The following is a 25,049-nucleotide window of genomic DNA, read 5'->3' as shown; positions in this document are numbered from 1 at the left end:
AGCGCTGGCGCGTGGCCAGCAGCGCGCCGCTTGCCGCAGGCTGCCGCGTGCGCGTCACCGGCCGCCAAGGGCTGCTGCTCACCGTCGCCCCGCTCTACGACGTGCCGGCGCAAGAACAACACCAGGGAGAACCTTCATGATCGGTTACACGTTCGGCTTCAGCAGCGTCCTGATCGTCTTCGTCGTCGTGCTCGTCGCGTCGTCGATCCGCATCTTCCGCGAGTACGAGCGCGGCGTGGTGTTCATGCTCGGCCGGTTCTGGAAGGTGAAGGGGCCGGGGCTCGTGCTGATCATCCCGATCGTCCAGCAAGTCGTGCGGATCGACCTGCGTACCGTCGTGTTCGACGTGCCCGCGCAGGACGTGATCACGCGCGACAACGTGTCGGTGAAGGTCAATGCGGTCGTGTATTTCCGCGTGGTCGATCCGGAGAAGGCCGTGATCCAGGTGGCGCGCTTCTTCGAGGCGACGAGCCAGCTCGCGCAGACGACACTGCGCGCGGTGCTCGGCAAGCACGAACTCGACGCGCTGCTCGCCGAGCGCGAGCAGCTGAACGCCGACATCCAGAAGACGCTCGACGCGCAGACCGATGCGTGGGGGATCAAGGTGTCGACGGTCGAGATCAAGCACGTCGACCTGAACGAGACGATGATCCGTGCGATCGCGCGGCAGGCCGAGGCCGAACGCGAGCGGCGCGCGAAGGTGATTCATGCGGAAGGCGAACTGCAGGCGTCGGAGAAACTGCTGCAGGCCGCGCAACGGCTCGCGCTGCAGCCGCAGGCGATGCAGCTGCGCTACCTGCAGACGCTGACGACGATCGCGGCCGACAAGAACTCGACGATCGTGTTTCCGCTGCCGGTCGATCTGCTGGGGGCGTTGCTGGAGCGGTTGGGCTCGCCGCACGAGCGCTGAGACGCTCGTTTTCCAGCCCGCGCGGCGCGGCTGTCGATCCCGATGGACGCAGGGCCGCAACGGCCCCGCGCCCGGCGCGCGTCAAGCCAGCAGCTTGCGCTCGGTCTTGCCGTACTTGATCGACTTCTCGTCCGGGATCATCAGGCCCGTGCGCTCGTCGCGGCCCTGCAGCAGGAAGCGTGCGTCCGGCTTGCCGATCTGTTCGGCCGCGAGTTTGCTGTCGGCGCCGATCTCGCCCTTCTTCATCCGGTTGACGATCACGCCGGCCGCGGTGTCCTTGAAGTCGCGCAGCATCCACGCATCGCCGTCGCTGTCGCCGAACACCAGCAGCGGGCCATAGCCCTTCTTCGACTCGAGGACGTTGCGGATGCCCACCGTCTTGCCGGGCCCCCAGTTGAAATGCCAGCCGGCCGGATACGTGCTCGTGTACTTGCCGTCCTGCATGTCGAGACGCAAGCCGATCACGTTCCCGGGCGGCACGCCGTAGCCATAGTTCGGATTGCCGGCGAACACGCGCACGACATCGTCGAGCGATGCCGTGCTCACGTACACGTCGACGCCGTTCGCGCGCAGCGTGTGCATCACCGCACGGATTTCCTCATGAATGCGGATGCCGTGGAAATGCGTGTCGGCCACCACGCCGGCCTTGCCCGGCAGCGTCTTCGGGCTTTCGTAGCGGACCTTGCGCAGCGCGTCGCCGATGCCGTAATTGTTCGACGCTTCCGCCATCGCCTGCAGCTCGGCGGTCGTCATGTTCTTGTAGAAATAGATGATCCACTTGTAGCCGATCTCGAGCGGATGCGTGTCGCAGATCGCGTCGTACATGAAGTACAGCTTCGCGCGGAAATCCTTGAACTGGTCGGTCTCGCGAATCTCGTCGAGGCTCTTGTCGCCGCCGAATCCCTGGTAGTTCGCGTAGAGCCAGCGATAGTCGGATTCGACATCGGCCGCGAGGTCTTCCATCGTCACCGGCTTGCCGTCCACCGTCACGTAGTCCTTCATGAAGGCGCCCTTCGGCACGTCCTTCCACATTACGTCGACGAATTCGCCCGGCGTCAGCTTGTACTGCAGATGGTTGATCTGGTACATCAGCAGCGCCTCTTCGCAGTCGTTCATGATGCACGTGTTGTCCCAGTCGAACACCGCGTACGGGCGGCGCTTTTCGTCGTAGTGCGCGCTCGCGACGCCATGCCGGTCGAGCACCGCCTGCAGGCGCGCGGCGTTGAACGGCGACCAGCGGGCCGGGTCCAGCGCATCCGGCACGGTTGCGCTCTTCGCGTCGGCCGTGCCGGCCTTGAGCATCAGCGACGTCGCGGCGGTCGCCGCGGCAAGGGTATTCATGAACTGGCGGCGTTGCATGGTCTCTCTCCGTGGAAATGTCGAATCAGGTTCAGTCGCTGTCCCGCGCGGCTCACCGCGCACCGGCCGCTCATCGGCACGGTGAAGCCGGGACGGCTCCGAACCGGGGGCGAATGATGTGACGAAATTATTTCGGCAATTTGACAGCGTCACGTCGCGACGCGACGGAGAGTTGATCCGGAACGACATGCCGGGCCGTCGCAAGCCGCAGCACGCGCGGCCATCCGGGCCGGCGCCGTGAGACCGCTCGTGACGATCTCCGACCAGCGCCCCCGATCCATACGCGTGCGCGCCTGGGGGCCGTCCGGCCCAACTTCCGGAAATCTAGAGTCTCCGCTCCATTTCGGCCCTTCATTAGGAGAAATCCTCACCTCCGGGGGCTGGCGCGCCACGCCGAACCGGCTATCATCATTACATCATTCAATGGCACATTAAATGCTGACTGAATAATTCGCGACGGGACGATAGCGGATGGATTCCGGATCAGCGCCCCCGCTTTACACAGGACCGGAGTGCGCGTTGCGTGAGACCGGAGCAAGTGCTGAAGCACCAACACCGGTCGACAAGCGCTGAAGCGCCAACTCTGGCCGACATTTGGAGACGCATCATGGCCGACCACCATCCGCTGCCGGAAGTCCACCTCGACGAGCTGCCGCAATTCCGCGCGGTCCAGCAGCTCGCGTACCGCTGTGTCGAAACCGTCGGCGCGATGCTCTACCCCGGCATCACCGAGAAGGAAGCCGCGCGCCTGCTGACCGAATGGCTGCAGGACAACGGCGTGCACGACTGGCTGCACAAGCCGTTCGCGTGGTTCGGCGACCGCACCGCATTCGAGGGCTTCTCGGGCCTCAAGCACATGGGCGGCTTCAATCTCGCGTTCTTCCCGAGCAACCGCCAGCTCGAGACCGACATGCCGGTGATCCTCGACGTCGCGCCCGTGCTCGACGGCATCGTCGCCGACGTCGGCTACGCGCACTGCCTCGGCCACAACCCGATCCTCGAACAGCTGCAGGACGACCTGATGGACCATCGCGACATGATCGTGCGGCTCGTGAAGGAGCGCCGGCCGATGGCCGAGGTCGCGCAGGAGGTCGACGCGCTGTGCCGCCGCCAGGGCGTCGAGCCGCGCCACAAGGCCTATCCGTTCAAGGTGCTCGCGCATCGCGTCGCGAAGATCCGCAAGCTGTCGAAGCCGCGCTTCGTCGCGCGCTTCGGGCTGAACGCGACGCGCAACCTGCTGCTCGACCAGGGCCGCGCGGCGAAACAGCAAGGCTGGTCGCCGCTGTGGTCGATCGACCGCCGCTCCGAGCATGCGCCGGTGCCCGGCCTGTGGGCCGTCGAGCCGCACCTCGGCTTCGCGGGCGTCGGCGCGAAATTCGAAGAGCTGCTCGTCATCACCGAAGACGACGCGTACTGGCTCGACGAAGACCTGCCGCACGTGCGCCGCTGGCAGCGCCGCCAGGCCGAGCGTCCGCAGGCCGTCGCGACCGTGCCGGCCGCCGCCTGACGCGAACGCGCCTTTCCTTCCGACTCCCTGAACGACGGACTCACGATGCAGCCTCTTTCCGACGAAGCGCCGCTGGCCCTGTTCGAATCGGTTCATAGCGAAACGGCGGTCGCCTCCGGCGACCTGACGCTCGCGGCCAGGACCTGGGGCGACCCGGCCCGCTCGCCGGTCGTGCTCGTGCACGGCTATCCCGACGACAGCAGCGTCTGGCAGCACGTCGCGCCGCTGCTCGCGCGCAAACACTACGTGATTGCGTACGACGTGCGCGGCGCGGGCCTGTCCGGCGTGCCGAAGCGCACGGCCGACTACCACCTCGCGAAGCTGACCGACGACTTCGTCGCGGTGATCGACGCGCTCTGCCCCGGCCGCGCCGTGCACCTGATCGCGCACGACTGGGGCTCGATCCAGGGTTGGGAATTCGTCACCGATCCGCGCCTCGCCGGCCGCATCGCGTCATACACGTCATGCTCGGGGCCGTGCCTCGACCACGTCGGCTTCTGGCTGCGCGAACGCGTGCTGCGCCCGACGCCCGCGTCGCTCGCCAAGCTCGGCGGCCAGCTCGTGCGGTCGTGGTACGTGTACCTGTTCCACCTGCCGTTCATCCCCGAGCTCGGCTGGCGGCTGTGGCTCGGGCGCGCGTGGCCGCGCCTGCTGCGCCGGCTCGAGAAGACGCCCGCCGCGCCGCGCCCGACGCAGGCCGACGACGGAGCGCGCGGCGTGCGCCTCTATCGCGCGAACTTCATCCGCTGCCTGTTCGCGCCGCGCGAGCGCTACGCGCATGCGCCGGTGCAGACGATCGTGCCGCTCGGCGACAAATACGTGAGCCCCGCGCTGTCCGAGAACCTGTCGCGCTGGGTGCCGCAGTACTACCGTCGAGAAGTCGCGGCCGGCCACTGGCTGCCGCTCGCCGATCCGGCGCGCTTCGCGGATCTCGCCGGGCAACTGATCGACGCGGTCGAATCGGGCAACGAACCGCCCGCGCTCGCGAACGCGCGCCGCCGCGCGACGAGCGGCCGCTTCAGCGGCAAGGTCGCGGTAGTGACCGGCGCGGGCAGCGGCATCGGCCGTTGCGCGGCGCTCGCGTTCGCCCGCGAAGGCGCGACGATCGTTGCGTGCGACATCGATCTCGCGAGCGCCGAACGCACCGCGCTGCTGATCGGGCTGACCGGTGCGCAAGCGCACGCGAAGCGCGTCGACGTCGGGTCCGCCGACGAAATGGAAACGCTGGCGACGTGGGTCGGCAGCGAACTCGGCGGCGCGGACGTCGTGATCAACAACGCGGGCATCGGCATGGCCGGCGGCATCCTCGACACGAGCACGCGGCACTGGGAACGCATCCTGCACGTGAACCTGTGGGGCGTGATCCATGGCTCGCGGCTGTTCGCGCAGCAGATGGCCGCACGCGGCACCGGCGGGCACATCGTCAACACCGCGTCGGCCGCCGCGTTCGGGCCGTCGCGCGACCTGCCCGCGTATGCGACGACGAAGGCCGCGGTGCTGATGCTCAGCGAATGCATGCGCGCGGAACTCGCGGAGAAAGGTATCGGCGTGACGGCCGTGTGCCCCGGCTTCGCTGAGACCGGAATCATGGCGTCGACGCAATACGCGGGCGCCAACGCACAGGACGAAGCGCGGCTGCGCAAGCGCGCGACGAAGCTGTACCAGATGCGCGGCCTGAAACCCGAAACCGTCGCACAGGCAATGGTCGACGGCGTGCTGCGCAACCGCCCCGTCGTCGCGATCGGGGGCGAGGCGCACGCGATGCGCTTCGTCGGCCGCTTCATGCCGTGGCTCGGCCGGATGATCGCCCGCGTCAGCATGGCATCGCATTGACGGCGCACGACGCCGCACAGGGAGACACAGATGACCGATACCGCCGACTATCACAAGATCAAGGCCCGGCACGTGAAGTTCGACTTCAGCGATACGCCGATCACCTGGGTGCCGAACGACCCGGGCAGCACGCACATCATCAACACGCTGAACCTGCTGTTCCCGGAAGGCGAGCTGTGGTTCTGCCGCGTGTACAACAAGGCATTGCCGCTGATCACCGATGCGCGCCTGCGCGACGAGGCCGAAGGCTTCCTGCGGCAGGAAGCCGTGCATTCGCGTTCGCACGGCGGCGTGCTCAAGCACTACTACGACCGGCACGGGATCGACACGAAGCCGTTCACGCAAAAGCTCAACCGCCTCTTCACGCGCGTGCTCGGCGAACAGCCGCTCGGGCTGAAGATCGGCCACACGCGTTTCTGGCTGCGCCAGCAGCTCGCGGTGATCGCGTCGCTCGAGCATTTCTTCGGCTATCTCGGCAACTGGGTGCTCAACGCGCACGGACTCGACGAAGGAAAGGCCGACCCGACGATGGTCGACCTGCTGCGCTGGCACGGCGCGGAGGAAGTCGAGCACCGCACGGTCGCGTTCGACATCTACCGGCACCTGGGCGGCACCTATCCGGAGCGCTGCGTGCACATGGCGTTCGTGATCCTGCTGCTGCTCTACTACATCACGACGGGCGCGAAGTTCATGTACCGGCGCGACCCGGACGCCGGCCGCTACCCGGGCTTCGTGCTGGCGTGGTGGCAAGGCTCGCGGCGCGGGCACCTGCCGTCGTTCTGGAAGGTGATCGGCGCGGCGCTGCGCTATTTCAAGCCGAGCTATACGCCGCACCACGAAGGCTCGACCGAACAGGCGCTCGCCTACCTCGCCCGCTCGCCGGCCGCGCAGGCGGCCGCGCACGGCGGCAACTGGGGCACTGCGAAGGGCGCCTGACCGGGTTTCTTGCCGGTTCGGCGGGCGGCGCCCGCCGAAATGCGTACAATCGCGGCTTCATTTCCCGGAGGTGCCGCGATGGCCATGAAGAAAACCGATCTCGAAAAGAACAAGGCGCTCAAGCTGACGCACTCGATGAAGCAGTCGAGTTCCGCGCGTTTCGGCAAGGGCGCCGAAGAAGCAGCCAAGCTCGACCGCCGCGCGCAGCGCAAGCTCGACCAGGAACACGGCCTCGTGCCGTTCGCGTGCAAGCTCAACGCCGAACTCGTCGAACAGCTGAAGGCACGCGCGGCCACGCACCCGGAAGGGATGACGGGCCTGCTGTCCGAGCTGCTCGTAAACGGGCTCGCGCAACGCGACGCGTGACTGCCACGTATCTCGAAATTTCCGTTGACATTGCTGCGCTGCCACGACACACTCGTTCGCATGCTTACGCTCAAACTCGCCGCCATCGCGCATAAAAACCGAGTGAACGCCCACCCGCGGCGATCACCGGAGGCGCTTGTGCGTTAGCATCGAGATTCAGTTGCGCATGTCACAAGGCCTCGCCGGAAACGGATGAGGCCTTTTTGTTTTGGTGCGCGTCATCCCGCCCGGCTCAACGGATGGAGATGACGATGGACCAAGCAAGCCGGCTGGTTGTCTGCCCCGATCGGTGCCGCACCGACGCAATCGCATTGCCGCGGGTCGTGATGCAATTCACGGTCGCACCGCGCAAGACGATGACATGGCGCGCGCAAAACGATGCCGAGATCCGCGTGCACGACGCGACGCTGTGGGTCACGCGGCTGGGCAGCGTCGACGATTACTGGATACGTACCGGCGACGTGCTGCGCGTGCGGCGCGGCGATCGCATCTGGATGAGCACTGACGACAACCGCCCGGCCGAAGCATCGATCACGACCGCATACGCGATGAGACGCGGCGCGTGGCTGGAACGTGCGTTCGTGCGCATGCGCAGCTTGCTCCGCGAGCGATGTCGAAGTCGAAGTCGAAGCCGTACATGACGAAAGCACCGCTGCGCACGCGATACGGGTACGCCGCGGCGTCACTCAATTCCAGGCGCGCACGTCGATGCATCGCGCTCGCCTATCTCGAAAATTATCGTTGACAACGCAGTTCCACGAAGACAAACTCGTTCGCATGCCTACGTACACGCCCATCGCCGCCGTGATTCATCGATCGATGAACATTCGAAAGAATGGTTCACGGGAGGCGCGTGTGCGTTAGCAATCGAGCAGTACCGCATGTCACACAAGGCCTCACCGGAAACGGATGAGGCCTTTTTGTTCTGGTGCGCGTCATCCGTCCGGCTCACTGAATGGAGAAGACGATGGACCAGGCAAGCCCGCTGTTTGACCGTCCCGATCGGCGCCGCGCCGGCACGATCGCATTACCGAATGTCGTGATCCGTTTCGCGGTCGCGCCGCGCACGACGATGACCTGGCGCGCGCCGCAGGACGCGGAGCTCCGCGCGCATGGCGCGGCGCTGTGGGTCACGCGCCCGCCGTGCGTCGACGATTACTGGGTGCATCCCGGCGACGTGCTGCGCATCGCACGCGGCGAGCGCATCTGGCTCGGCACCGATGCCGACCGGTCGGCCGAAGCGACGCTCACGACCGCATACGTACGTCGCGGCGAGCGCTTCAGGCGCACGCTGGCGCACGTGCAACGTTTGCTCTTCGGGATAGGGAGACGGAGCGGATGAGCGACGTGCCGTCAGGCACGCGAGACGCTCAACGGCCGCAACCGGAAATGGACGCACCTGCGGCGTAACGCGCCGCAGGTGCGCATCGAATGACGCGGCACGCCGATGCGTGCCGCGAGCGATCGCGCGCCGTACTCAGCGACGGGATGCAACCGATGCATCAGGTGCTGGCGGCGAGACGTGGGCCCGTGCTTCGTGGAGTGGAATCAAGGTCGGGGCGTTGCGCTGCCTGCGAGGTCACCCACGGATCGATGCCCTGCTTCTGCACCTCTTCGAGGAATGACACACGTGTGCGCCAGTAATCCGCTTGTAATTTCGCGTCGATGACGCGCTGTTCGGCAGCGAACAGTTCCATGCGCGCCGTCACGAGCATCGACGCAGCGGTTTTTTCCGGCGTGGGGGCGTGTCGCATAGCCCAACGGCTGATCCAGTTCAACATGCTGACCTCCGTGATTACGGACGAACCCGCATCGGGCAATCGCAAGCGGCCGTGCCTGCCCGAACACGCAACGGCCTTGACCGCACTTCACCGCCCGGCCTGCACGAACTGCGACTCCCCCGCGTCGGCAATTACCGGCCGGCGTGTGCATGCGCGGTGTATCTATCCTAGAAAGACTTGCCGGTTTATGCGATGGGGTCTTGCAATCTTTTACACAGAAACCACAGTCGCCCCCGCCTCGCGAAATGACAGTTGCGGACGGGACGGCTTCGGCGCACGATAGCCCGATATCTGCAACCGCCTGGACTGACGAATGGCCGCTGCACGCCGCTGCCGGGCATCCGTACCGGCCGCGTACGTGCGTTTGCGCGCACGCGCTGCCCGCCCCGCATGCGTGCAGCATGCGGGCGCTCCGTTTCAGTCGGATGTCATCCCGCCCCCCGCCGCGCGTGCCGTTTTGCATGCCGTTGCGCACGCATCGGCCGGCCTCGTTCACGCGTCCCGCTCCCGTTTCCGCCATTTCTTCCGGCCCGTTCCGCCCGAACCGGTAAAATGCGCGCCTTCGTCGCGCGGCCGGGATGCCAGACCGTTCGCGCGCAGGCAGCCGATCGATCATTCGATCGTGCCCTCCAACTATATCGTCCGAGCTATCCGCGCTATTACAATCCGCCGATAGCCGGGCAATAGTGGCTGGTTACAGTAAGTCCGCCGCGCGCTGCCTTTACAACAATTCGGCACAACAAGCAACACGACAACCCGACCGGAGAAACGCCTTCATGGAATCCATCAAGCGGTATTTCGGCTTCGCTGAAGCCGGCACCGACTTCCGCACCGAAATACTCGCGGGCGTCACCACGTTCCTGACGATGGCTTACATCATCTTCGTCAACCCCGCGATCCTCGGCGATGCCGGCATGCCGAAGGAATCCGTGTTCGTCGCGACCTGCCTCGTCGCGGCGCTGGCGTCGATCATCATGGGGCTGTACGCGAACTACCCGATCGCGTGCGCGCCCGGCATGGGCCTGAACGCGTATTTCGCGTACACGGTCGTCAAGGGGATGGGCTTCACGTGGCAGGCCGCGCTCGGCGCGGTGTTCATCTCCGGCTGCCTGTTCCTGCTCGTCACGCTGTTCCGCGTGCGCGAGGCGATCGTCAACGGCATTCCGAAATCGCTGCGGATCTCGATCACCGCGGGTATCGGCCTGTTCCTCGGCATCATCTCGCTGAAGACGTCGGGCGTGATCGTCGGTAGCCCGGCCACGCTCGTCACGCTGGGCGACCTGCACAAGCACGACACGATCCTCGCGATCATCGGCTTCTTCACGATCGTCACGCTCGACCACCTGCGCGTGCGGGGCGCGATCCTGATCGGCATCATCGGCGTCACGATCCTGTCGTTCTTCTTCGGCGACAACCAGTTCCACGGCGTGTTCTCCGCGCCGCCGTCGATCGACGCGACGCTGTTCAAGCTCGACATCGGCGCCGCCCTGTCGACCGGCATCATCAACGTGATCCTCGTGTTCTTCCTCGTCGAGCTGTTCGACGCGACGGGCACGCTGATGGGCGTCGCGAACCGCGCGGGCCTGCTCGTCGAAGGCAAGATGAACCGCCTCAACAAGGCGCTGCTCGCCGACAGCACGGCGATCGTCGCGGGTTCGGTGCTCGGCACGTCGTCGACCACCGCGTATATCGAAAGCGCGTCGGGCGTGCAGGCCGGCGGCCGCACGGGCGTGACGGCCATCACCGTCGCGGTGCTGTTCCTCGCGTGCCTGTTCATCGCGCCTCTCGCCGGCGTCGTGCCGGGGTATGCCACGGCACCGGCACTGCTGTACGTGTCGTGCCTGATGCTGCGCGAGATGGTCGACGTGCCGTGGGACGATGCGACGGAAGCCGTGCCGGCCGCGCTGACCGCGCTGCTGATGCCGTTCACGTACTCGATCGCGAACGGTGTCGCGTTCGGCTTCATCGCTTACGGCGGCCTCAAGCTGCTGACGGGCCAGGCCCGCTCGGTCAAGCCGATCGTGTGGATCATCGCAGCCGTGTTCCTGTTCCGCTTCTTCTATCTCGGCAGCGAGTGACGGTCGCGCTTCGGCGCGATGCACGATGAAAAAACGCCACCTTCGGGTGGCGTTTCCGTTTTCGCATGATTCATCTGTGATCCTGACGAATCGACGCGCACGGCCATACCGACGCTCGGGCGATCCGGTGCGCCCCGCATACGAAAATGCCGCCCGGCCCCGCCGAACGGCATCGCATGAAGGCAACGTCTTCGCGTGCGCAGCGTTCAGCGCCGCGCGCAGCAAGACGAGCGTCGTGTCATCCGCGCCAGTTGGCCTCGTAGAAGCGGACGTAGCCGCTGCGCAGCGTCACGCATTGCGCGCGCGTCTCCGACAGCAGGCGCCGTGCGGCCGCCTCGATACGATCACGGTGCTGGTCGAACGCGCCGACCATGTCCTCGAAGCGCGGCGACGCCGCACCGAAGTGATCTTCCAGCGCCTCGGCGGTGATCTGACATTGGACGCGCTCGCCATTGACCAACGCCGTGAACGCAAGCATCAGGTCGCGCCCCGAATACTCAGGCTTCTCGTTCGTGAAATGAATCTGCATGGGAGCCGCCTCGACCGGTAGAAAACGAATGACCGCGTCCGTCGTCCGCTACCGGCCGGACGAAATGTACGCGGGCTCGCCGACGGAGGCACGGCCCGCGGGGATAGGCGCGGACAATGCATGCCGGTTGCTTTCCACTTTAGACGGTTTCGCGCAGGAGACAAATTTTCCGGCGTGCGTCGTTCCGACGCGCATTTCATCTGATCAGCGCGGCATCCGGCACCGTTTCGGAAACCGGCGTCAGTGCGGATCGGTCGGCCAGACGTTGAGCGCGATTGCAGCCGACGTGGCGCCCACCGCAATCGCGGCCGCCCCGTATCGCACCGCATCGGTCAAATCGAACAGCAACCCGTGGATCGCCACGGCGATGCCGCCCAGCATGATGAATGTGGCGATGGCCGCCAGCACGACTCTCAGTTCCGTCCGAACCATGATGCGTCTCCCGAACGGATGCATGTCGCGTCGCATGCATGTTGCAATGCGGAACACGGCGCGTGCGTGCTCCATTTCCATCATTGCAGGCGGGCATTTAAAAGCAAGGGGATTTTGTTCGCGGTCGCGTAGCGGACGCGGCGCTTGTATGATGATGCGTACCCGGATGGCCGGCGTTCGCACATCGATGGTGCGGCGCACGCGGAGGTGGGAATCCGTAGAGGATTTCGGCGAGTGCGCGTGTGCCGGATCGGCCATTTTCGAGGAGCATGGGGCATCATTAAGCGCTGAAGCGCTAACTGCCGCTGATCGCGAAGCATGGGGTCCCAGTAGGCGCTAAAGCGCTAACAGGGGCCGACCGCGAAGCATGGGACCAGAGTAAGCGCTAAAGCGCTAACTCTGGTCGACAGGAGACAAGTCATGCCGCAACCCTTCGTGCTGCCCGCCACCGCGGGTCGCACCGACCTGCTCGCGCAGGCGCATGCGCGTTCGACCGCGGTCGGCCTGCGCGCGCACGAACGCCCGGATTTCTCGCCGCTGTCGCGCATCGCACTGCGCGAACTGCTCGACACGAACCAAGCGCTGTTCTCGCACGCCCGCCCGGTGATGGAGAACCTGCACGCGCAAATCGCCGACACGCAAAGCCTCGTGCTGCTGACCGACGCCGACGGCGTGATCCTGCACAGCATCGGCGACGCGGACTTCATCGAGAAAGCCAACCGCGTCGCGCTATTTACCGGCGTCTCGTGGGCGGAAGGCGCGCGCGGCACCAACGCGATCGGCACCGCGCTCGCATCGGGCCAGGCCGTCGCCGTGCACGGCGCCGAACACTTCCTGCGCGCGAACCATATCCTCACCTGCTCGTGCGCACCGATCTTCGACCCGTTCGGCCGCACGCTCGGCACGCTCGACGTCAGCGGCGATCCGCGCGGCTCGAGCCCGCATACGCTCGCGCTCGTGCGGATGTCCGCGCAACTGATCGAGAACCACCTGTTCGCGAACCAGTGCGCGGAAGCCTTGCGGCTGCGCTTTCATGCGCACGAGGAATGCGTCGACTCGCTGTTCGCCGGGCTCGTCGCCTTCGGCCCCGACGGCGGGCTGATCGCCGCGAACCGCAGCGCACAGTTCCAGCTCGGCGCGTCGTTCGACGCACTGCAGCATCAGGCCAGCGACGCGCTGTTCGGCATGCGTTTCGGCCAGCTCGCGCAGCAGGCGGCACGCGCACCCGGCGCAATGTTCCGCCTGACGCTGTCGACCGGCGTACGCGTGCTGGCGCGCTGCGAATTCGCGGAAGCGCACAAGACCACCATCGCCGTCACGCCGCCCGTGCCCGCCGTACGGGTGCGCGCACCGGACCCCGACACGATCACGTTCGCAACGCTCGACACGGGCGACGCACGCATGGCCGCCGTACTCGAACGCGTCGCGAAGATCCGCGGGCGCGACCTGCCGCTGCTGATCCTCGGCCAGACCGGCACCGGCAAGGAATGGCTCGCCCGCGCACTGCACCAGGCATCGCCGCGCGCGGACGGCCCGTTCGTCGCGGTCAACTGCGCGGCGCTGCCCGATTCGCTGATCGAGGCCGAGCTGTTCGGCTACGAGGACGGCGCGTTCACCGGCGCGCGCAAGCGCGGCAGCCCCGGCAAGATCGTGCAGGCCGACGGCGGCACGCTGTTTCTCGACGAAATCGGCGACATGCCGCTCGCGCAGCAGGTCCGGCTGATGCGCGTGCTGCAGGAGCGCGCGGTGATGCCGCTCGGCGGCGCACGCGCGGTGCCGGTCGACGTGCGCGTGGTCTGCGCGACCCATCGCGACCTGCGTGCGATGATTGCGGAAGGCACGTTCCGCGAAGATCTGTTCTACCGGATCAACGGGCTCGCGGTCACGCTGCCGGCGCTCGCCGCACGCACCGACCTGCCGGCGCTCGTCGAGCGGATTCTCGCGCGGCTCGCACGCAGCGAACCGATGCCGCGCAGCATCGCAGCCGACGTGCTCGACGCATTCACGCGCCACCGCTGGCCCGGCAACCTGCGCCAGATGACCAACGTGCTGCGCACGGCCGGCATGCTGGCCGAAGACGAAGCCGAAATCACGCTGGCCCATTTGCCCGACGATTTCTGGCTCGACTGCGACGACGCACCGGCGGCGCCCGCCACCGCTGCGCCAGCGGCTTTGGCCGGCACGCGCGAAGGAACGACGCTGCAAAGCCATCAGGCCGCGGTGATCGATGCCGTGCTCGCGCGGCATGGCGGCAACGTGTCGGCGGCCGCGCGCGAGCTCGGGCTCGCCCGCAATACCGTGTACCGGCACCTGCGCCGGCATTGACGCCAGCGGCCGGCCGGCGCCGGCCGCCAGCCCGTTCGGGTATGCTTGGCGCGTTGTCGCCGAACCGCCGCCCGCCTCTGCCTCCGCCATGACCGATCCGGAACACCTCCCCCTCGTGCGCATCGAGCCGCTCGGCGCGACCTTCGATGCGCCCGCGTCGCTCACGCTGCTCGAAGCCGCCGCGTTCGCGCACGTGTCGCTGCCGCGTTCGTGCCGCAACGGCACGTGCCGAAGCTGCCTTTGCCGGATCGTCAGCGGCAGCGTACGCTACACGATCGAATGGCCGGGGCTGAGCCGCGAGGAAAAGGCCGACGGCTATACGCTGCCGTGCGTGGCCGTCGCGACGTCGGACCTCGTGCTCGACGTGCCCGACGCGGTCATGCTCGACTAGACGCGGTGCGCGCTTGCGCGTGCCGTCCAGCAAAGGTTGATCCTGTGTGGAGAACGTCATGACCCAGCAAACCGACCGCATCGAAAAACAGGCCCAGCTCAACGCATCACCCGACCGCGTGTGGGAAGCCGTCAGCAATTCCGGCGAATTCGGCCAGTGGTTCGGCGTCACGTTCGACGGGCCGTTCGCAGCCGGCCAGCCGCTGTTCGGCCGCATCACGCCGACACGCGTCGACGACGACGTCGCCAAGGCGCAAGAGCCCTACGCGGGCACTGTGTTCGAAATCGTCGTCGATCGCGTCGAACCGAAGGATCTGTTCTCGTTTCGCTGGCATCCGTTCGCAATCGATCCGAATTTCGATTACACCTCGGAGCCGATGACGCTCGTCACGTTCGCGCTCGCCGCACAGGCCGGCGGCACGCTGCTCACGGTCACCGAAACGGGCTTCGATCAGTTGATCGAAACGCGCCGCGCGAAGGCACGCGAGATGAACGATCACGGCTGGGCCGCGCAGATGACGCTGATCACGAAATACCTGGCGAAGCACGCGTAGCGCGCCGCAACGCCGCACGTTGGTGCCGACATGCGAATCGACGTGCGTGGCATAATCCGCTCCATCGTTGTCCAACCGTCGCCGCGCATCGCATGCTGAGTCGTCGCCTCCGGAAGATCGGCAGTCTGATCGGGATGCTCGCCATCCTGATGACGGCACTCGCACCGACGATCTCGCAGGCACTGACGACGCAGCAGCGTGTCGATACGCTGCTGGCCGGCTACTGCACGGCCGCGCCTGCCACCGGCGAGCGCTCCGCCGATTCGTCGCGAAAGAGCCTGCAGGCCCACCTCCAGGCATGCGGCTATTGCAGCCTGCTTGCTCACACACCCGCCATGCCCGCGCCCGAACTGACGTTCGCGGCCAACGTGCACGTCATTCAGCATCGCGAAGCGACCCGCTTCGAAAGCCTGCGCCGTGCGCTGCCGCTCACGGCCGCGCAGCCGCGCGCCCCACCGTTCTCGTCCTGATTCGTCGTCAATGCCCGTGATGCCGTAGCGCATCGCGTGGTTCGCGCACGCCGCCGGCGCGCGCGACGTGTCACGTTTCGAAGGACGATCATGTGTCACCGTGTTGCGCGCGGCATCGTGCCGTGCGTGCGGCTGGCTGCTTCCGGTTCGTGCTCTCGCGCCGACATTCGCTTGCGGGCGAACGTCCGGCCGCACACGTTCGCGCCGGCATCGGTGCCGATGGTGCGCGTGCATCCGTTCGTCGAATTCGTGTTGCTCCATCCGGTTCGCCACTCGCACACCCAACCATGAAGACCAACTCTGTCATTCGCGGCGCACTCGCCGCACTCGGCTTCGTCGTCATTCAGGCCGCCCAGGCCCACGCGCTCCCGAAGACGCAGGACCCGGCCGCCAACGCCACGCTTTCAACCGCGCCGCATGCGGTCACGATCGGTTTCAGCGAAGCGCTCGAGCCCGCATTCAGCTCGATCGCCGTCACCGACAGCCACGGGCAGTCGGTCGTCGACGGGAAATCGTCCGTCGACGCCGGCAACCGGAAGCGCATGCACGTCGCACTGGCCAGCCTGACCGCCGGCACGTACACGGTCGCGTGGATTGCGGTGGCCAGCGACGGCCATCGCACGCAAGGCCACTACACGTTCACGCTGAAATGACGTTCGCGATGCGCGCCGGCGTTCCGCGCCGGCCGCGTCGCCGCCGCTACCCATTGCATCAGCTGCATCCACCCATCAGGAGAACCAACCATGAAACGCTCGATTCCAACCGGCCTGCTGTTCGCACTGCTGGCGCTGCAAGCTCCCGCCACGTTCGCCGCGCCGGCCGTGCAGGCAGAAAACTGCTGGATCCGCGCGATGCCGGCGGCCGTGCCGTCGTCCGGCTACTTCACGCTGAAGAACGACGGCGATGCCCCCGTCACGCTGACGGGCCTCGACTCGCCCGCGTACGGGATGGCGATGCTGCATGAAACGCAAACGAGCGGCAGCACCGCGAAGATGGTCCACGTCGACGCCGTCGAAGTGCCCGCGCACGGTACGGTGACCTTCAAGCCGAAGAGCTATCACGTGATGCTGGAGCAACCGCGCCAGGCCGTCGCACCCGGCGCGAAGGTGCCGTTCCGGCTGCATTTCGCTGGCGGCTCGACGGTGTCCGTGACCTGCGACGCCAAGGCGCCGACCTACGCCGGCCAGTAATACCCCCCGCCCCCGATCGAAGGAGACGCACATGAAACATCGCCTGCCGCTGGCCGACCTGATCGTCCGCTACCGGACGCCGCTGAACGTCGCCGTGATGATCGTCTGCGGGATATGGGCCGGGTGGATCGCGTGGATGACGCGGCCCGCCGCGATCGATACGCCGCCGTCGATTCCGGCGTACTGCATGCGCGACGCAAGCTGACGCGCCGCGACGGCACGGTTCCGGCGCAAGCCCGCGCCAATTATTGGCGTGGCATCATCGCTTCATCCCGACCGCCGGAACCGTCTCTCGGAGCGCCGCATGTCCATTCAGACCTGGATGCTGTTTGCCGCAGCCTATCTCGCCACGACGCTGTCGCCGGGGCCCAACGTGCTGCTCGTCATCCGCAACACGGTGCGCTACGGCACGCACGGCACAGCCGCGACGATCGCGGGCAACCTCGTCGCGCAGGGCGTGGTCGTGGTGCTCGTCGCGCTCGGCGTCGGCGCGGTGCTGGCCGCGATGCCGCCGTTGTTCGTCGCGATGAAGGTGGTCGGCGCCGCGTACCTGATGTTCCTCGGTTTTCGGCAACTGCGTGGCGACCGCAAGGCCGCTGCTTCGACCGATGCGACGGAAATCGCCGCGCCCGACCGCAGGAAACTGTTCCGCGAAGCGCTGTTCGTATCGGGCAGCAATCCGAAGACGATGATCTTCCTGTCGGCGTTCATGCCGCAGTTCATCGTGCACGACCGCCCGCTCGCGCTGCAATTCGTCGTGATGTACGCGACGATCGCGTGCACCGTCGTGGTCGTTCACAGCGTCTATTCGGCCGGCGTGCGCCGGTTCCATCGCGGCTTCGGCATGAGCCGCGCCGTGCGTGCACTCAAGCGCGCCAGCGGGCTGCTGTTCGTCGGGCTCGGGATCAAGCTGCTGACTGCGCGGCAGGCGTAAGCGGGCGCGCGCCCGTCAGCGCGTGTGCGCGGCCAGCTCGGCCGCGATCTCGCCGAACGACGGCCGCACATCGACGTCTTTGTTCAGGCAGGCCATCGCAAGCGCATCGAGCCCGTTCCTGCCGGCCCAGGTGTGCGGTTCGCATCGCTCGAGCAACTCGCCGAGCAGATGGCCGAACGCCCGCACCTCGAGCCGTTCGAACGCAGTAGCACGCGTGCGGTCCTTCACGTCATAGAGCGACGCTGCGCCGAAATCCCCGAGTAGCGCACCACCTTGACCATCGTGCAGGATGTTGTGCGCATACAGGTCACCATGCATGATGCCGTGTGCGTGCAGATGGCCCGCCACCGACGCGATGCCATGCGCGATCCGCCCCGCCTCTGCCGGCGCGAAGCTCGCGTCGGCCGCATACACGTCGCGCGTGCAGGTCGCGAAGCTCGGCGGCCCGGCGAGGTTCGTGAGCGCGGGATCGACCAGTTCCATCACGAGGCCGTGCGTGCCATCTGGATGCCCGCTCACCTTGCCGATCACCGGGATCATGCCCGGATGTCGGCCGGCATGCAGGCACGCAGCCATTTCGCAATCGGGCAGGCCGTCGCTCGTCACCGCGCCCTTGAACAGCTTGACCGCGACCGCCCGCGGCGGATGCCCGTCCGCACGCCATTGCGCGCGGTAAATGACGCCCGACGCGCCCTCGCCCAGCTTCTGCTCGCATGCCAGCGACGCCCAGTCGACGTCCGCGACCTCGGGCCCCGCCGACGCCGCGGCTTCCGGCGCAGCGCCGAACGGGTTACCTGCGGTGGCGAGCCACGCAAGGCGCGGCAGGCGCAGCAGCCAGTCGGGCAGGTCGTCCAGCCGGTTCGCGGACAGGCGCACCAATTCGAGCGCGCGGCATGCGGCCATTTCCGCCGGCAGCGCGCGCAGCCGGTTGCCGGCGAGCATCAGCTTCTGCAGCCGCGAGCAATCGCCGATGTCGGCGGGCAATGCGTCGATTGCGTTATCGGTGAGGATCAGCCAGCGCAGCGCGTGCGGCAGCGATCCGCTCGGTACCGTTTGAATCCGGTTCGCCTTGAAGCCGATCATGTCGAGCTGCCCGCATGCGCCGAGCACGTCGGGGAAGGCGGTGAAGCGGTTGCCGGACGCGAACAGGATACGCAGGCGGTGCAGCCGCGGCAGGTCGTCCGGCAGCGCCGAGAGCGCGTTGCCGGTCAGGTCGAGCACTTCGAGCGTGTCGGCAAGATCGAAGATCTCGCGCGGGAATTCCGTCAACCCGCATGCGAGCTTGAGTTGCCGTGCGCCGGCGAGTTGCCCGGCCTGCAGTTGTTCGAGGGTGTGTGTCACGCGGAGAAAGCGGGTTGCGGTTGCGACGATCGTCGGGTCGATCGCCCGAATTCTACCGGGATCGCCCGCGTGCGATCACCGATCGTGTCACACCCCCTTCACAAACGCGCAACGTCGCGCTAGAATTGCGCCCCTTGCAGTGCCGACGTGGTGAAATTGGTAGACACGCTATCTTGAGGGGGTAGTGGCGAAAGCTGTGCGAGTTCGAGTCTCGCCGTCGGCACCAGGATTTCTTCTCTCATCGTTGCGCGACATGCGACAAACGCATTCCGGCAACGATCGACGATCATCCCGCGCAATCGCGCACCTCTGCTTCCGATTCCGATATTCAGGCTGCAACCAGGCATCATCGTGCTGCGAATTCGCGCGCGCTCCCGACTGTCGCCTGGACTGGGCAGAACAGCCGGAATCGCACGCACGCTACGTCATTCACGACGCCAGCACATCATCCCCCTTCACCGCATACGCCGCCTCCCGCCGCCGCAACCGCATCGCGATCAACGCGGCCAACACCGCCAGCGTCACACCGGCCAGGAACCCGCCCGTATAACCGACCTTCGCCGTGAGCGACAGGATCGTCGATGACGCGATCAGCTCGCCGAGATCGCGCGTGCTCTGCACGGCCGTCACGTCGGTGCCGGCCTGGTCGCTGCCGCCCGCGAAGCGCATGCCGGCCGTCATGATCGACACCGACGTGATCCCGGTCGCCAGTGAACCGAGTACCGTGCACAGCCATGCCCACGACGGCGACACCGGCACCCACCCGCTCGCCTGCGCGAACCACAGCAGCGCCGCAGCGCCCGCACAGCTCACGCCGGCCGTAAACGCACGCCACAACCCGAGCCGCCTGACGAGCCACGCGCCGCCGCCGCAACCGAGCACGACCGTCACGATGCCGCCGGCCATCCCGAGCTTCCCGATCGCGTCGAGCGTCCAGCCCGCGTCGTTGAGAAACAGCTTCGACAGGCCGAAGCCCGATACGGCCGTCATCGCCGACAGCAGCGCGAGCGACAGCAGCGACCACGAACGCGGCCGCTTCGCGAAGCGCACGAGGCTCGCGTTGTGTCCGGCTTGCACACGTGCGCGATCCGCATCGCGCGGCAGCACCCACAGCACGCATGCAAGGCTCGCGAGCGGCACGGCAGCGAGCGCAAGAAACGCGGCGCGCTGGCCGAACAGGCCGATCAGCGTCAACGTGCCGGCGCCGCCGCCGAAGAAGCCGATCATCACGCCCGCGATCTGGATCGCGTTGATCTTCGCGAGCGTGTCGCCGCTGAAGTGCTCGGCGGCCATCCCGTCGTTCGCGATGTCCTGCGTCGCGCTCGCGAGCGACGCGACGGCCAGCAGGCCGACCGCCCAGCCGGCCGTCGCGACCGTCATCCCGATCTGCGCGAGGCTGCCGAGGCACAGCACGACGAGCGTCTGCATCGGCAGCATCCAGCTGCGCCGCCGGCCGATGCGCGGCGACCAGCGGTTGTCGACGACGGGCGCCCACAGGAATTTCACGACCCACGGCAAACCGACGAGCGGCAGGAACGCCAGTGCGTGAAGCGGCGCGCCGTCGTGGCGCAGCAGGGTCGGCATCGCGTCCATCGCAATGCCGATCGGGATTCCCTGTGACAGGTAAAGCAGCGTGATCGTGATGACCAGGCGGCGATGTTCGAGCAGATCGCGCATCGAAGTCTCCAGTTGCATGAAATTAAAAAGGTTCGACACCTGCCGGCACGCGCGCGGGCCGCATCGCATCGCGGCGCGGACGGCGTGCGGCACGCAGCAGCAATGCGCCGAATGCGACGAGTGCCGCGTCGATCGGCCAGTACACGGGTTCGCCCGTGCCGAGCAGCGCGATCGCGCAGTGCGTCACGCCGGCCAGCCCGTACGCAGCGCCGGCCGCACACATCAGCCGGCGTAGCCAGGCCGCGCGATCGGCCACACAGGCCGCGAGCGCGACCGTGCCGCCCCACACGGCCCAGAACAGCATCGCGAGCACATGGTCCACGTGCACGCCATCGGGCAACGCACGCCCTGCGAGCAGCAGTACGCCACCCGCGAGCACGAGCCCGCCGCATGTGCCGACGGCGACGGCGGCCAGCATGTTCGCGACGCGATCGTGCTGCGCCCGCCGGCGCTCGATCCACAGATGCAGCCCCGTCGCGCACAGCGCACATGCGGCGAGCCCCATCAGGAAATGCACGACGCGCAGCACGCCGCCCATCGCACCCACCCAGCCGTATTGCGCGAAATGCAGCGGCTGCACCGCGATGAACGCGCGCAACCAGAAGCCTCGGCCGCGCGACGTGGCATCCGCGAGCCATTGCCCGTCCGTCGCGCGATACAGGTGACGCTCGAACACCGCCGTACTCGGCAGGCCGGCGGTCGTACCGGCAATCTCGACGCGCGCGTTCGCATCGCCCCAGCCATGCAGCACGACGGCTTCACGCCGGAAATCCGGCATGCGTGCCGCGTCGCGATGCAGCAGTGCATCGAGATCGGGTACACGTTGCCACGCGCCGCCGGCAGCGGCTGGCGGCGGCCCGCCGAGCAGTTCGGCGAACGCGCGCTGCGGCTGCCCCGGATACGCGACGCCCGCGAGCGACACCGTGCCGAGCGCGCCGAGCCCCGACAACGCACCGGTGAACGCGAACAGCACGAGCCACGGCGAGCCCCACAGGCCGATCCACGCGTGCAGATCGAACAGCGCGGCGCGCAACCCTTTTCCGCGCCGGATACGCGCCGCGTCGGGCCAGCGCCGGTGATGTACGACAAGACCCGCAACGATGAGCACGAGCAGCACGATTCCCCACAAGCTGACGAAGATGCGCCCGGGAAAGCCCGCGAACAGCGTCTTGTGCAGCGTGACGAGCAACGCCGCGCGTCCGCCGTCTGCCAGCCGCTCGCCCGTCGCCGGGTCGAGCGCCAGCGTGCACGCCTGGCGCGCATCGCAGAAACGGATCGCAGGATCGTCCGGTTGCGGCAGCACGATGCGCGCATCGCGCAACGGCACACCGAGCGCCGCCGCGCTTGCGACAAGTTCATTCAGCGGCAGCAACGGCCGCGCGACGGCGACCGACGATGGCCGCCACCAGCCCTGCATCGAATCGGTCGCGAGGCTCCAGGTGCCGCTGAACAGCACGACGAACAGCACCACGCCGAACAGCGCACCGGCGCCGCGATGCAGCGCACGCCAGCGCGAACGCGACGAAGCGTCCATGTCAGCGCCCTCCCCAGAACATCGCGCACGGCACGAGCACCGCGAACCACGCACCCGCGCGCCACGCGGCCTGACGCCGCCCGGGCGCAACGAGCACCCACAGCAGCGCGGCAACGCCTGCGGCAAGCGACAGCAGCACGGCCGCGTAGAGCCGGTTCAGGCCGTCGGCCGGGTAATGACGTGCCAGCGTAACCGCGAGCGCGACCGCGCCCGGCAGCACACCGCCGATCGCGAGCGCCGCCCGCGTCCCCCAGCCGCCCGCCATCAGAACTGCCCGCGCACGGTCAGCATCACGTTGCGCGGTTCCCCGTAACGGTTGTTCCAGCCCGGGTTGCTCAGGCTCAGGTAGTACTTGCGGTCAAACAGGTTGTTGACGTTGACCGCCGCGCTCCAGTGCTTGTCATAGCGGTAACCGAGCCGCAAGCTCGCGAGCGCGTAACCGCCCTGGCTCATCGTGACGCCGTTCGCCTGTGCCGAGTAGTTGCTCTGCACCTGCACGCCGCCGCCGACGCTCCAGCGCCGCTCCTGCCAGGGCAGGTCGTAGTTGGTCCACAGCCGGAACAGGTGGCGCGGGTTCAGCAACGGCGCGAACGACGAGCCCGCGTTCGCGAGGTTGTCCGCGTAGCTCATCGTGTCGTACGTGTAGCTCGCCCATACGCTCCACCACGGCGTGATGCGGCCGTTCGCCTCGAACTCGAAGCCCTGGCTGCGCACGCTGCCGCCGTTCACGTAGTAGCAGTTCGGCCCCGCGCACGGATGCGCGAGATCGACCTGCGGGTTGTTGTCGAGATCGATGCGGAACGCCGCGAGCGACACGTTCAGCTTGCCGCCCGCCAGTTCGCCCTTCACGCCCGTCTCGTAGGTACGCCCCTTCACCGGCGTCAGGATGCCGCCGCCCCACATCGACTTGGTTTGCGGCTGGAACACTTCCGCATAGCTCGCGTACCACGACCAGTCGCGTGCGAAATCCCAGATCAGCCCGCCGTAAGGCGTGAACTGATGGCCGGTGTTGAAGTGCGCGCCGAGGCTGTCCTGGTTCCACCAGCTCAGCCGCCCGCCGAGCACGAGCGTGACGGGTTCCGCGAGCTTGATGCGGCCGAGCCCGTACACGCCCTTCTGCGAAATGTCGTTCTGCTGCGATTGCTGGAACGGGCCGACGCCCGGCTCGGGCACGCTGCTCGGGTTCCAGCGGAACACGTTCACCGGCGTGCCGACCACGTTGCCCTGCAGCTGCGCCGACATCTGCCCGCTGCTGCTGTTCGCGTAGGTCACGCCGAACAGCAGGTCGTGCGTGAGCCCGAACGCATGCACCGGGCCCTGCACGTTCGCATCGAGGCTACGGCTGTAGCTGCTGAACTGGTACGCGCCGCCCGTCAGCGCGCCACCCGCGCCGGTCACCGGGTCGATCGCGCCAAACGAGCCCGCGTACTTCAGGTCCGAGCGCACGCTCTGGTACTCGCCGCTGACCTTCGCCTTCCAGCCGGCACCGAGCTTCTGCTCGACCGACGCGAACGCACGTGTCGTATCCCAGTCGAAATGGCCCCACGCGGTGTCGAGGAACGTCGAGCGAGACAGGCCGAGGCTCGAACCGTCGCGCGCCATCGGCACGCCGGACATGTCGGGCACCGATCGGGTCGTCTGATACTGCGCGCCGAACGTAAGCAGCGTATCGCGCGTCACGTCGACCTCCGTGATCCCGTAGATCGAGCGCGTGTCCTGTTTCGCGTGGTCGTAGAAGAAATGGCGATCCTCGTACGCGGCGACGAGCCGGCTGCGCACGGTGCCGGCCGCATTGAGCGGGCCGCCGATGTCGGCTTCCGCGCGATAGCGGTCCCAGCTGCCGACACTCACGCTCGCGTTCGCGGAGAACTGGTACTGCGGCCGCTTGCGCACGAGGTTGACCGTCGCGGCCGGATTGCCCGAGCCGTGCAACAGGCCGTTCGCGCCGCGCAGGATTTCCACGCGCTCGTACACGGAGATGTCCTGCGGCGCGCTCGCCATGTCGCCGATCACGACCGGCACGCCGTCGAATTCGAACGAATCGACCTTGAAGCCGCGCACGAAGTACGCAGTGGTGAGCAGCACGTAGGGCTGCACGGTCACGCCGGCCGACTGCTGCATCACCTCGTCGAGCGAGAACAGGTTCTGCTGGTCGATCCGCTCGCGCGTCGTCACGCTGACCGACTGTGGAATCTCTCGCAACGCCAGCGGCATCTTGCCGACCGTCGCCACCGACGGATCGTCGGCCACACCGCGCGATGCATTCACCGAAATCGCCTTCAGCTCGCCCGCAGCGGGCTTCACGGCGGTCGTTTCCGCCTTCCGGACTTCCGCGCCGGCCGCCGGCGCCGGCGCCGTATCGGCAAACGCCGCCGCCGGATGTGCGGCGATCAGCAGGCCGAGATACAGCGACGGACGCCAGCGCCCTCGCCCGAAAAGGGCGACTCGCGCGCCCTTCGTCCTTGATCTCCCAGGTTCCAGCACCTCGTACCGCATTCACGCCCCCGTATTTGATAATCATTCTCATTATCAAATAGAACCGGCAGGCGATTTTTCGATCGAGGGGCTTTTCCTATCGATTCCGGGCACGCCGGATCGCATTGTTCACGTCAGTGCTCGGACTCGGCCGGCCGGGCCTCCGCGTCCGTATCCACATCGGCGGGCGACGGCCCGTCGGGCAATTGCCCGGCGCGGGCGAACGTCGCGTACCACGCATCGGTCGCGACCAGCTGCGCGTGCGTGCCGGTCGCCCGCACCCTGCCCGCGTCGAGCACGACGATCGTGTCGGCGGCCGCCGCGAGCGCCGGCAGATCGGAAGAGCGTCCGGTAGGGAAAGAGTGTGATCTATCGTGTGCGTACGGGTGGATGCCGGTATATTAGACAACAAGAGACACGATCCATAA

26 protein-coding genes, 1 tRNA gene and 1 pseudogene are annotated in these 25,049 nt (G+C 67.2%); 18 read left to right on the top strand and 10 right to left on the bottom strand.

The window, feature by feature from the left end; genetic code table 11:
• Positions 1-136: 136 nt before the first annotated feature.
• On the top strand, positions 137-910 hold the full coding sequence (locus tag G3O06_RS36975) for a slipin family protein (protein ID WP_174915909.1): 774 nt from the start codon (positions 137-139) through the stop codon (positions 908-910).
• Between the two features lie 81 nt (positions 911-991).
• Here the strand turns inward: G3O06_RS36975 and G3O06_RS36970 are convergent, their stop codons facing one another.
• Positions 992-2,269 (bottom strand): haloacid dehalogenase-like hydrolase, encoded by a 1,278-nt coding sequence (locus tag G3O06_RS36970; RefSeq protein WP_205819114.1) that lies wholly within the window; start codon positions 2,267-2,269, stop codon positions 992-994.
• 607 nt (positions 2,270-2,876) lie between these two features.
• Here G3O06_RS36970 and G3O06_RS36965 point away from each other — a divergent pair.
• The 6 genes from G3O06_RS36965 to G3O06_RS36940 all read left to right on the top strand — a co-directional run bounded on the left by G3O06_RS36965 (position 2,877) and on the right by G3O06_RS36940 (position 8,253).
• Entirely contained in the window at positions 2,877-3,776 is a 900-nt protein-coding gene (locus G3O06_RS36965) for a M24 family metallopeptidase (protein ID WP_205819113.1), read from the top strand.
• Positions 3,777-3,821: 45 nt separating this feature from the next.
• The gene (locus G3O06_RS36960) at positions 3,822-5,609 is read left to right on the top strand and encodes an SDR family oxidoreductase (protein WP_205819112.1); all 1,788 of its coding nucleotides are present in this window, start codon (positions 3,822-3,824) and stop codon (positions 5,607-5,609) included.
• A gap of 30 nt (positions 5,610-5,639) precedes the next feature.
• Positions 5,640-6,545 carry a metal-dependent hydrolase gene (locus G3O06_RS36955; protein WP_205819111.1) on the top strand — a complete coding sequence of 302 codons (906 nt, stop codon included), beginning with the start codon at positions 5,640-5,642 and terminating at the stop codon, positions 6,543-6,545.
• 78 nt (positions 6,546-6,623) lie between these two features.
• Positions 6,624-6,911 carry a hypothetical protein gene (locus G3O06_RS36950; RefSeq protein ID WP_174915914.1) on the top strand — a complete coding sequence of 96 codons (288 nt, stop codon included), beginning with the start codon at positions 6,624-6,626 and terminating at the stop codon, positions 6,909-6,911.
• 251 nt (positions 6,912-7,162) lie between these two features.
• Entirely contained in the window at positions 7,163-7,552 is a 390-nt protein-coding gene (locus G3O06_RS36945; protein ID WP_205819110.1) for a DUF2917 domain-containing protein, read from the top strand.
• A 326-nt stretch (positions 7,553-7,878) separates the two neighbouring features.
• On the top strand, positions 7,879-8,253 hold the full coding sequence (locus G3O06_RS36940) for a DUF2917 domain-containing protein (RefSeq protein ID WP_205819109.1): 375 nt from the start codon (positions 7,879-7,881) through the stop codon (positions 8,251-8,253).
• A 160-nt stretch (positions 8,254-8,413) separates the two neighbouring features.
• Here G3O06_RS36940 and G3O06_RS36935 read toward each other — a convergent pair whose 3' ends face one another.
• Complete coding sequence (locus G3O06_RS36935) at positions 8,414-8,692, bottom strand: hypothetical protein (protein ID WP_006480752.1); 279 nt, start codon at positions 8,690-8,692, stop codon at positions 8,414-8,416.
• 776 nt (positions 8,693-9,468) lie between these two features.
• Between G3O06_RS36935 and G3O06_RS36930 the strand changes: the two genes are divergently transcribed.
• Entirely contained in the window at positions 9,469-10,770 is a 1,302-nt protein-coding gene (locus G3O06_RS36930; RefSeq protein WP_174970140.1) for an NCS2 family permease, read from the top strand.
• A gap of 238 nt (positions 10,771-11,008) precedes the next feature.
• Here G3O06_RS36930 and G3O06_RS36925 read toward each other — a convergent pair whose 3' ends face one another.
• Positions 11,009-11,299 (bottom strand): DUF1488 domain-containing protein, encoded by a 291-nt coding sequence (locus tag G3O06_RS36925; protein WP_039366385.1) that lies wholly within the window; start codon positions 11,297-11,299, stop codon positions 11,009-11,011.
• A gap of 240 nt (positions 11,300-11,539) precedes the next feature.
• Positions 11,540-11,815 carry a DUF2964 family protein gene (locus tag G3O06_RS50095; RefSeq protein ID WP_346779580.1) on the bottom strand — a complete coding sequence of 92 codons (276 nt, stop codon included), beginning with the start codon at positions 11,813-11,815 and terminating at the stop codon, positions 11,540-11,542.
• Positions 11,816-12,151: 336 nt separating this feature from the next.
• Between G3O06_RS50095 and G3O06_RS36915 the strand changes: the two genes are divergently transcribed.
• The 9 genes from G3O06_RS36915 to G3O06_RS36875 all read left to right on the top strand — a co-directional run bounded on the left by G3O06_RS36915 (position 12,152) and on the right by G3O06_RS36875 (position 17,594).
• Positions 12,152-14,056 carry a sigma-54-dependent Fis family transcriptional regulator gene (locus tag G3O06_RS36915; RefSeq protein ID WP_205819108.1) on the top strand — a complete coding sequence of 635 codons (1,905 nt, stop codon included), beginning with the start codon at positions 12,152-12,154 and terminating at the stop codon, positions 14,054-14,056.
• An 88-nt stretch (positions 14,057-14,144) separates the two neighbouring features.
• On the top strand, positions 14,145-14,447 hold the full coding sequence (locus G3O06_RS36910; RefSeq protein WP_174915919.1) for a 2Fe-2S iron-sulfur cluster-binding protein: 303 nt from the start codon (positions 14,145-14,147) through the stop codon (positions 14,445-14,447).
• Positions 14,448-14,505: 58 nt separating this feature from the next.
• Positions 14,506-15,000, top strand: coding sequence for an SRPBCC family protein (locus G3O06_RS36905; RefSeq protein WP_174915920.1), 495 nt, complete (start codon positions 14,506-14,508; stop codon positions 14,998-15,000).
• Positions 15,001-15,092: 92 nt separating this feature from the next.
• Positions 15,093-15,470, top strand: coding sequence for a DUF2946 domain-containing protein (locus G3O06_RS36900; RefSeq protein ID WP_174970143.1), 378 nt, complete (start codon positions 15,093-15,095; stop codon positions 15,468-15,470).
• Positions 15,471-15,560: 90 nt separating this feature from the next.
• Positions 15,561-15,761 carry a hypothetical protein gene (locus G3O06_RS36895; RefSeq protein ID WP_205819107.1) on the top strand — a complete coding sequence of 67 codons (201 nt, stop codon included), beginning with the start codon at positions 15,561-15,563 and terminating at the stop codon, positions 15,759-15,761.
• Complete coding sequence (copC, locus tag G3O06_RS36890) at positions 15,758-16,123, top strand: copper homeostasis periplasmic binding protein CopC (protein WP_205819106.1); 366 nt, start codon at positions 15,758-15,760, stop codon at positions 16,121-16,123. Before G3O06_RS36895 ends, copC begins: the two co-directional genes overlap by 4 nt.
• 90 nt (positions 16,124-16,213) lie before the next feature.
• A complete protein-coding gene (locus G3O06_RS36885; protein WP_205819105.1) occupies positions 16,214-16,660 on the top strand; it encodes a copper chaperone PCu(A)C in 447 nt (148 codons plus the stop codon).
• A 31-nt stretch (positions 16,661-16,691) separates the two neighbouring features.
• A complete protein-coding gene (locus G3O06_RS36880; RefSeq protein ID WP_166895179.1) occupies positions 16,692-16,865 on the top strand; it encodes a hypothetical protein in 174 nt (57 codons plus the stop codon).
• A gap of 99 nt (positions 16,866-16,964) precedes the next feature.
• Complete coding sequence (locus G3O06_RS36875; RefSeq protein WP_205819104.1) at positions 16,965-17,594, top strand: LysE family translocator; 630 nt, start codon at positions 16,965-16,967, stop codon at positions 17,592-17,594.
• A gap of 15 nt (positions 17,595-17,609) precedes the next feature.
• Here G3O06_RS36875 and G3O06_RS36870 read toward each other — a convergent pair whose 3' ends face one another.
• Positions 17,610-18,935, bottom strand: coding sequence for a leucine-rich repeat-containing protein kinase family protein (locus tag G3O06_RS36870; RefSeq protein ID WP_205819103.1), 1,326 nt, complete (start codon positions 18,933-18,935; stop codon positions 17,610-17,612).
• A gap of 141 nt (positions 18,936-19,076) precedes the next feature.
• On the opposite strand from G3O06_RS36870, the gene G3O06_RS36865 reads away from it, so the two are divergent.
• Positions 19,077-19,161: transfer RNA gene (locus G3O06_RS36865), tRNA-Leu, on the top strand.
• Between the two features lie 203 nt (positions 19,162-19,364).
• Here the strand turns inward: G3O06_RS36865 and G3O06_RS36860 are convergent.
• The 5 genes and pseudogenes from G3O06_RS36860 to G3O06_RS36840 all read right to left on the bottom strand — a co-directional run.
• Complete coding sequence (locus G3O06_RS36860) at positions 19,365-20,612, bottom strand: MFS transporter (RefSeq protein ID WP_205819102.1); 1,248 nt, start codon at positions 20,610-20,612, stop codon at positions 19,365-19,367.
• Positions 20,613-20,634: 22 nt separating this feature from the next.
• Positions 20,635-22,146 carry a PepSY-associated TM helix domain-containing protein gene (locus G3O06_RS36855; RefSeq protein WP_205819101.1) on the bottom strand — a complete coding sequence of 504 codons (1,512 nt, stop codon included), beginning with the start codon at positions 22,144-22,146 and terminating at the stop codon, positions 20,635-20,637.
• A gap of 1 nt (position 22,147) precedes the next feature.
• Positions 22,148-22,411: a hypothetical protein gene (locus G3O06_RS36850; protein WP_174915934.1), complete on the bottom strand. Its 264-nt coding sequence runs from the start codon at positions 22,409-22,411 to the stop codon at positions 22,148-22,150.
• The gene (locus G3O06_RS36845; RefSeq protein ID WP_241020427.1) at positions 22,411-24,642 is read right to left on the bottom strand and encodes a TonB-dependent siderophore receptor; all 2,232 of its coding nucleotides are present in this window, start codon (positions 24,640-24,642) and stop codon (positions 22,411-22,413) included. The genes G3O06_RS36850 and G3O06_RS36845 overlap by 1 nt, the downstream gene beginning before the upstream one ends.
• 113 nt (positions 24,643-24,755) lie before the next feature.
• A pseudogene (locus G3O06_RS36840) lies at positions 24,756-24,953 on the bottom strand (ABC transporter ATP-binding protein); the annotation flags it as partial.
• Between the last annotated feature and the right edge of the window lie 96 nt (positions 24,954-25,049).

The sequence above is a fragment of the Burkholderia sp. Ac-20345 genome, from assembly GCF_017104825.1.
GTDB lineage: Bacteria > Pseudomonadota > Gammaproteobacteria > Burkholderiales > Burkholderiaceae > Burkholderia > Burkholderia lata_B.
This window is presented reverse-complemented; position numbering and strand designations above follow the sequence as displayed.

Coding starts and splice junctions, on each gene's coding strand:
- G3O06_RS36975 (WP_174915909.1), top strand. CDS start 137: ATGATCGGTTACACGTTCGGCTTCAGCAGCGTCCTGATCGTCTTCGTC.
- G3O06_RS36970 (WP_205819114.1), bottom strand. CDS start 2,269: ATGCAACGCCGCCAGTTCATGAATACCCTTGCCGCGGCGACCGCCGCG.
- G3O06_RS36965 (WP_205819113.1), top strand. CDS start 2,877: ATGGCCGACCACCATCCGCTGCCGGAAGTCCACCTCGACGAGCTGCCG.
- G3O06_RS36960 (WP_205819112.1), top strand. CDS start 3,822: ATGCAGCCTCTTTCCGACGAAGCGCCGCTGGCCCTGTTCGAATCGGTT.
- G3O06_RS36955 (WP_205819111.1), top strand. CDS start 5,640: ATGACCGATACCGCCGACTATCACAAGATCAAGGCCCGGCACGTGAAG.
- G3O06_RS36950 (WP_174915914.1), top strand. CDS start 6,624: ATGGCCATGAAGAAAACCGATCTCGAAAAGAACAAGGCGCTCAAGCTG.
- G3O06_RS36945 (WP_205819110.1), top strand. CDS start 7,163: ATGGACCAAGCAAGCCGGCTGGTTGTCTGCCCCGATCGGTGCCGCACC.
- G3O06_RS36940 (WP_205819109.1), top strand. CDS start 7,879: ATGGACCAGGCAAGCCCGCTGTTTGACCGTCCCGATCGGCGCCGCGCC.
- G3O06_RS36935 (WP_006480752.1), bottom strand. CDS start 8,692: ATGTTGAACTGGATCAGCCGTTGGGCTATGCGACACGCCCCCACGCCG.
- G3O06_RS36930 (WP_174970140.1), top strand. CDS start 9,469: ATGGAATCCATCAAGCGGTATTTCGGCTTCGCTGAAGCCGGCACCGAC.
- G3O06_RS36925 (WP_039366385.1), bottom strand. CDS start 11,299: ATGCAGATTCATTTCACGAACGAGAAGCCTGAGTATTCGGGGCGCGAC.
- G3O06_RS50095 (WP_346779580.1), bottom strand. CDS start 11,815: ATGATGGAAATGGAGCACGCACGCGCCGTGTTCCGCATTGCAACATGC.
- G3O06_RS36915 (WP_205819108.1), top strand. CDS start 12,152: ATGCCGCAACCCTTCGTGCTGCCCGCCACCGCGGGTCGCACCGACCTG.
- G3O06_RS36910 (WP_174915919.1), top strand. CDS start 14,145: ATGACCGATCCGGAACACCTCCCCCTCGTGCGCATCGAGCCGCTCGGC.
- G3O06_RS36905 (WP_174915920.1), top strand. CDS start 14,506: ATGACCCAGCAAACCGACCGCATCGAAAAACAGGCCCAGCTCAACGCA.
- G3O06_RS36900 (WP_174970143.1), top strand. CDS start 15,093: ATGCTGAGTCGTCGCCTCCGGAAGATCGGCAGTCTGATCGGGATGCTC.
- G3O06_RS36895 (WP_205819107.1), top strand. CDS start 15,561: ATGTGTCACCGTGTTGCGCGCGGCATCGTGCCGTGCGTGCGGCTGGCT.
- copC (WP_205819106.1), top strand. CDS start 15,758: ATGAAGACCAACTCTGTCATTCGCGGCGCACTCGCCGCACTCGGCTTC.
- G3O06_RS36885 (WP_205819105.1), top strand. CDS start 16,214: ATGAAACGCTCGATTCCAACCGGCCTGCTGTTCGCACTGCTGGCGCTG.
- G3O06_RS36880 (WP_166895179.1), top strand. CDS start 16,692: ATGAAACATCGCCTGCCGCTGGCCGACCTGATCGTCCGCTACCGGACG.
- G3O06_RS36875 (WP_205819104.1), top strand. CDS start 16,965: ATGTCCATTCAGACCTGGATGCTGTTTGCCGCAGCCTATCTCGCCACG.
- G3O06_RS36860 (WP_205819102.1), bottom strand. CDS start 20,612: ATGCGCGATCTGCTCGAACATCGCCGCCTGGTCATCACGATCACGCTG.
- G3O06_RS36855 (WP_205819101.1), bottom strand. CDS start 22,146: ATGGACGCTTCGTCGCGTTCGCGCTGGCGTGCGCTGCATCGCGGCGCC.
- G3O06_RS36850 (WP_174915934.1), bottom strand. CDS start 22,411: ATGGCGGGCGGCTGGGGGACGCGGGCGGCGCTCGCGATCGGCGGTGTG.
- G3O06_RS36845 (WP_241020427.1), bottom strand. CDS start 24,642: ATGCGGTACGAGGTGCTGGAACCTGGGAGATCAAGGACGAAGGGCGCG.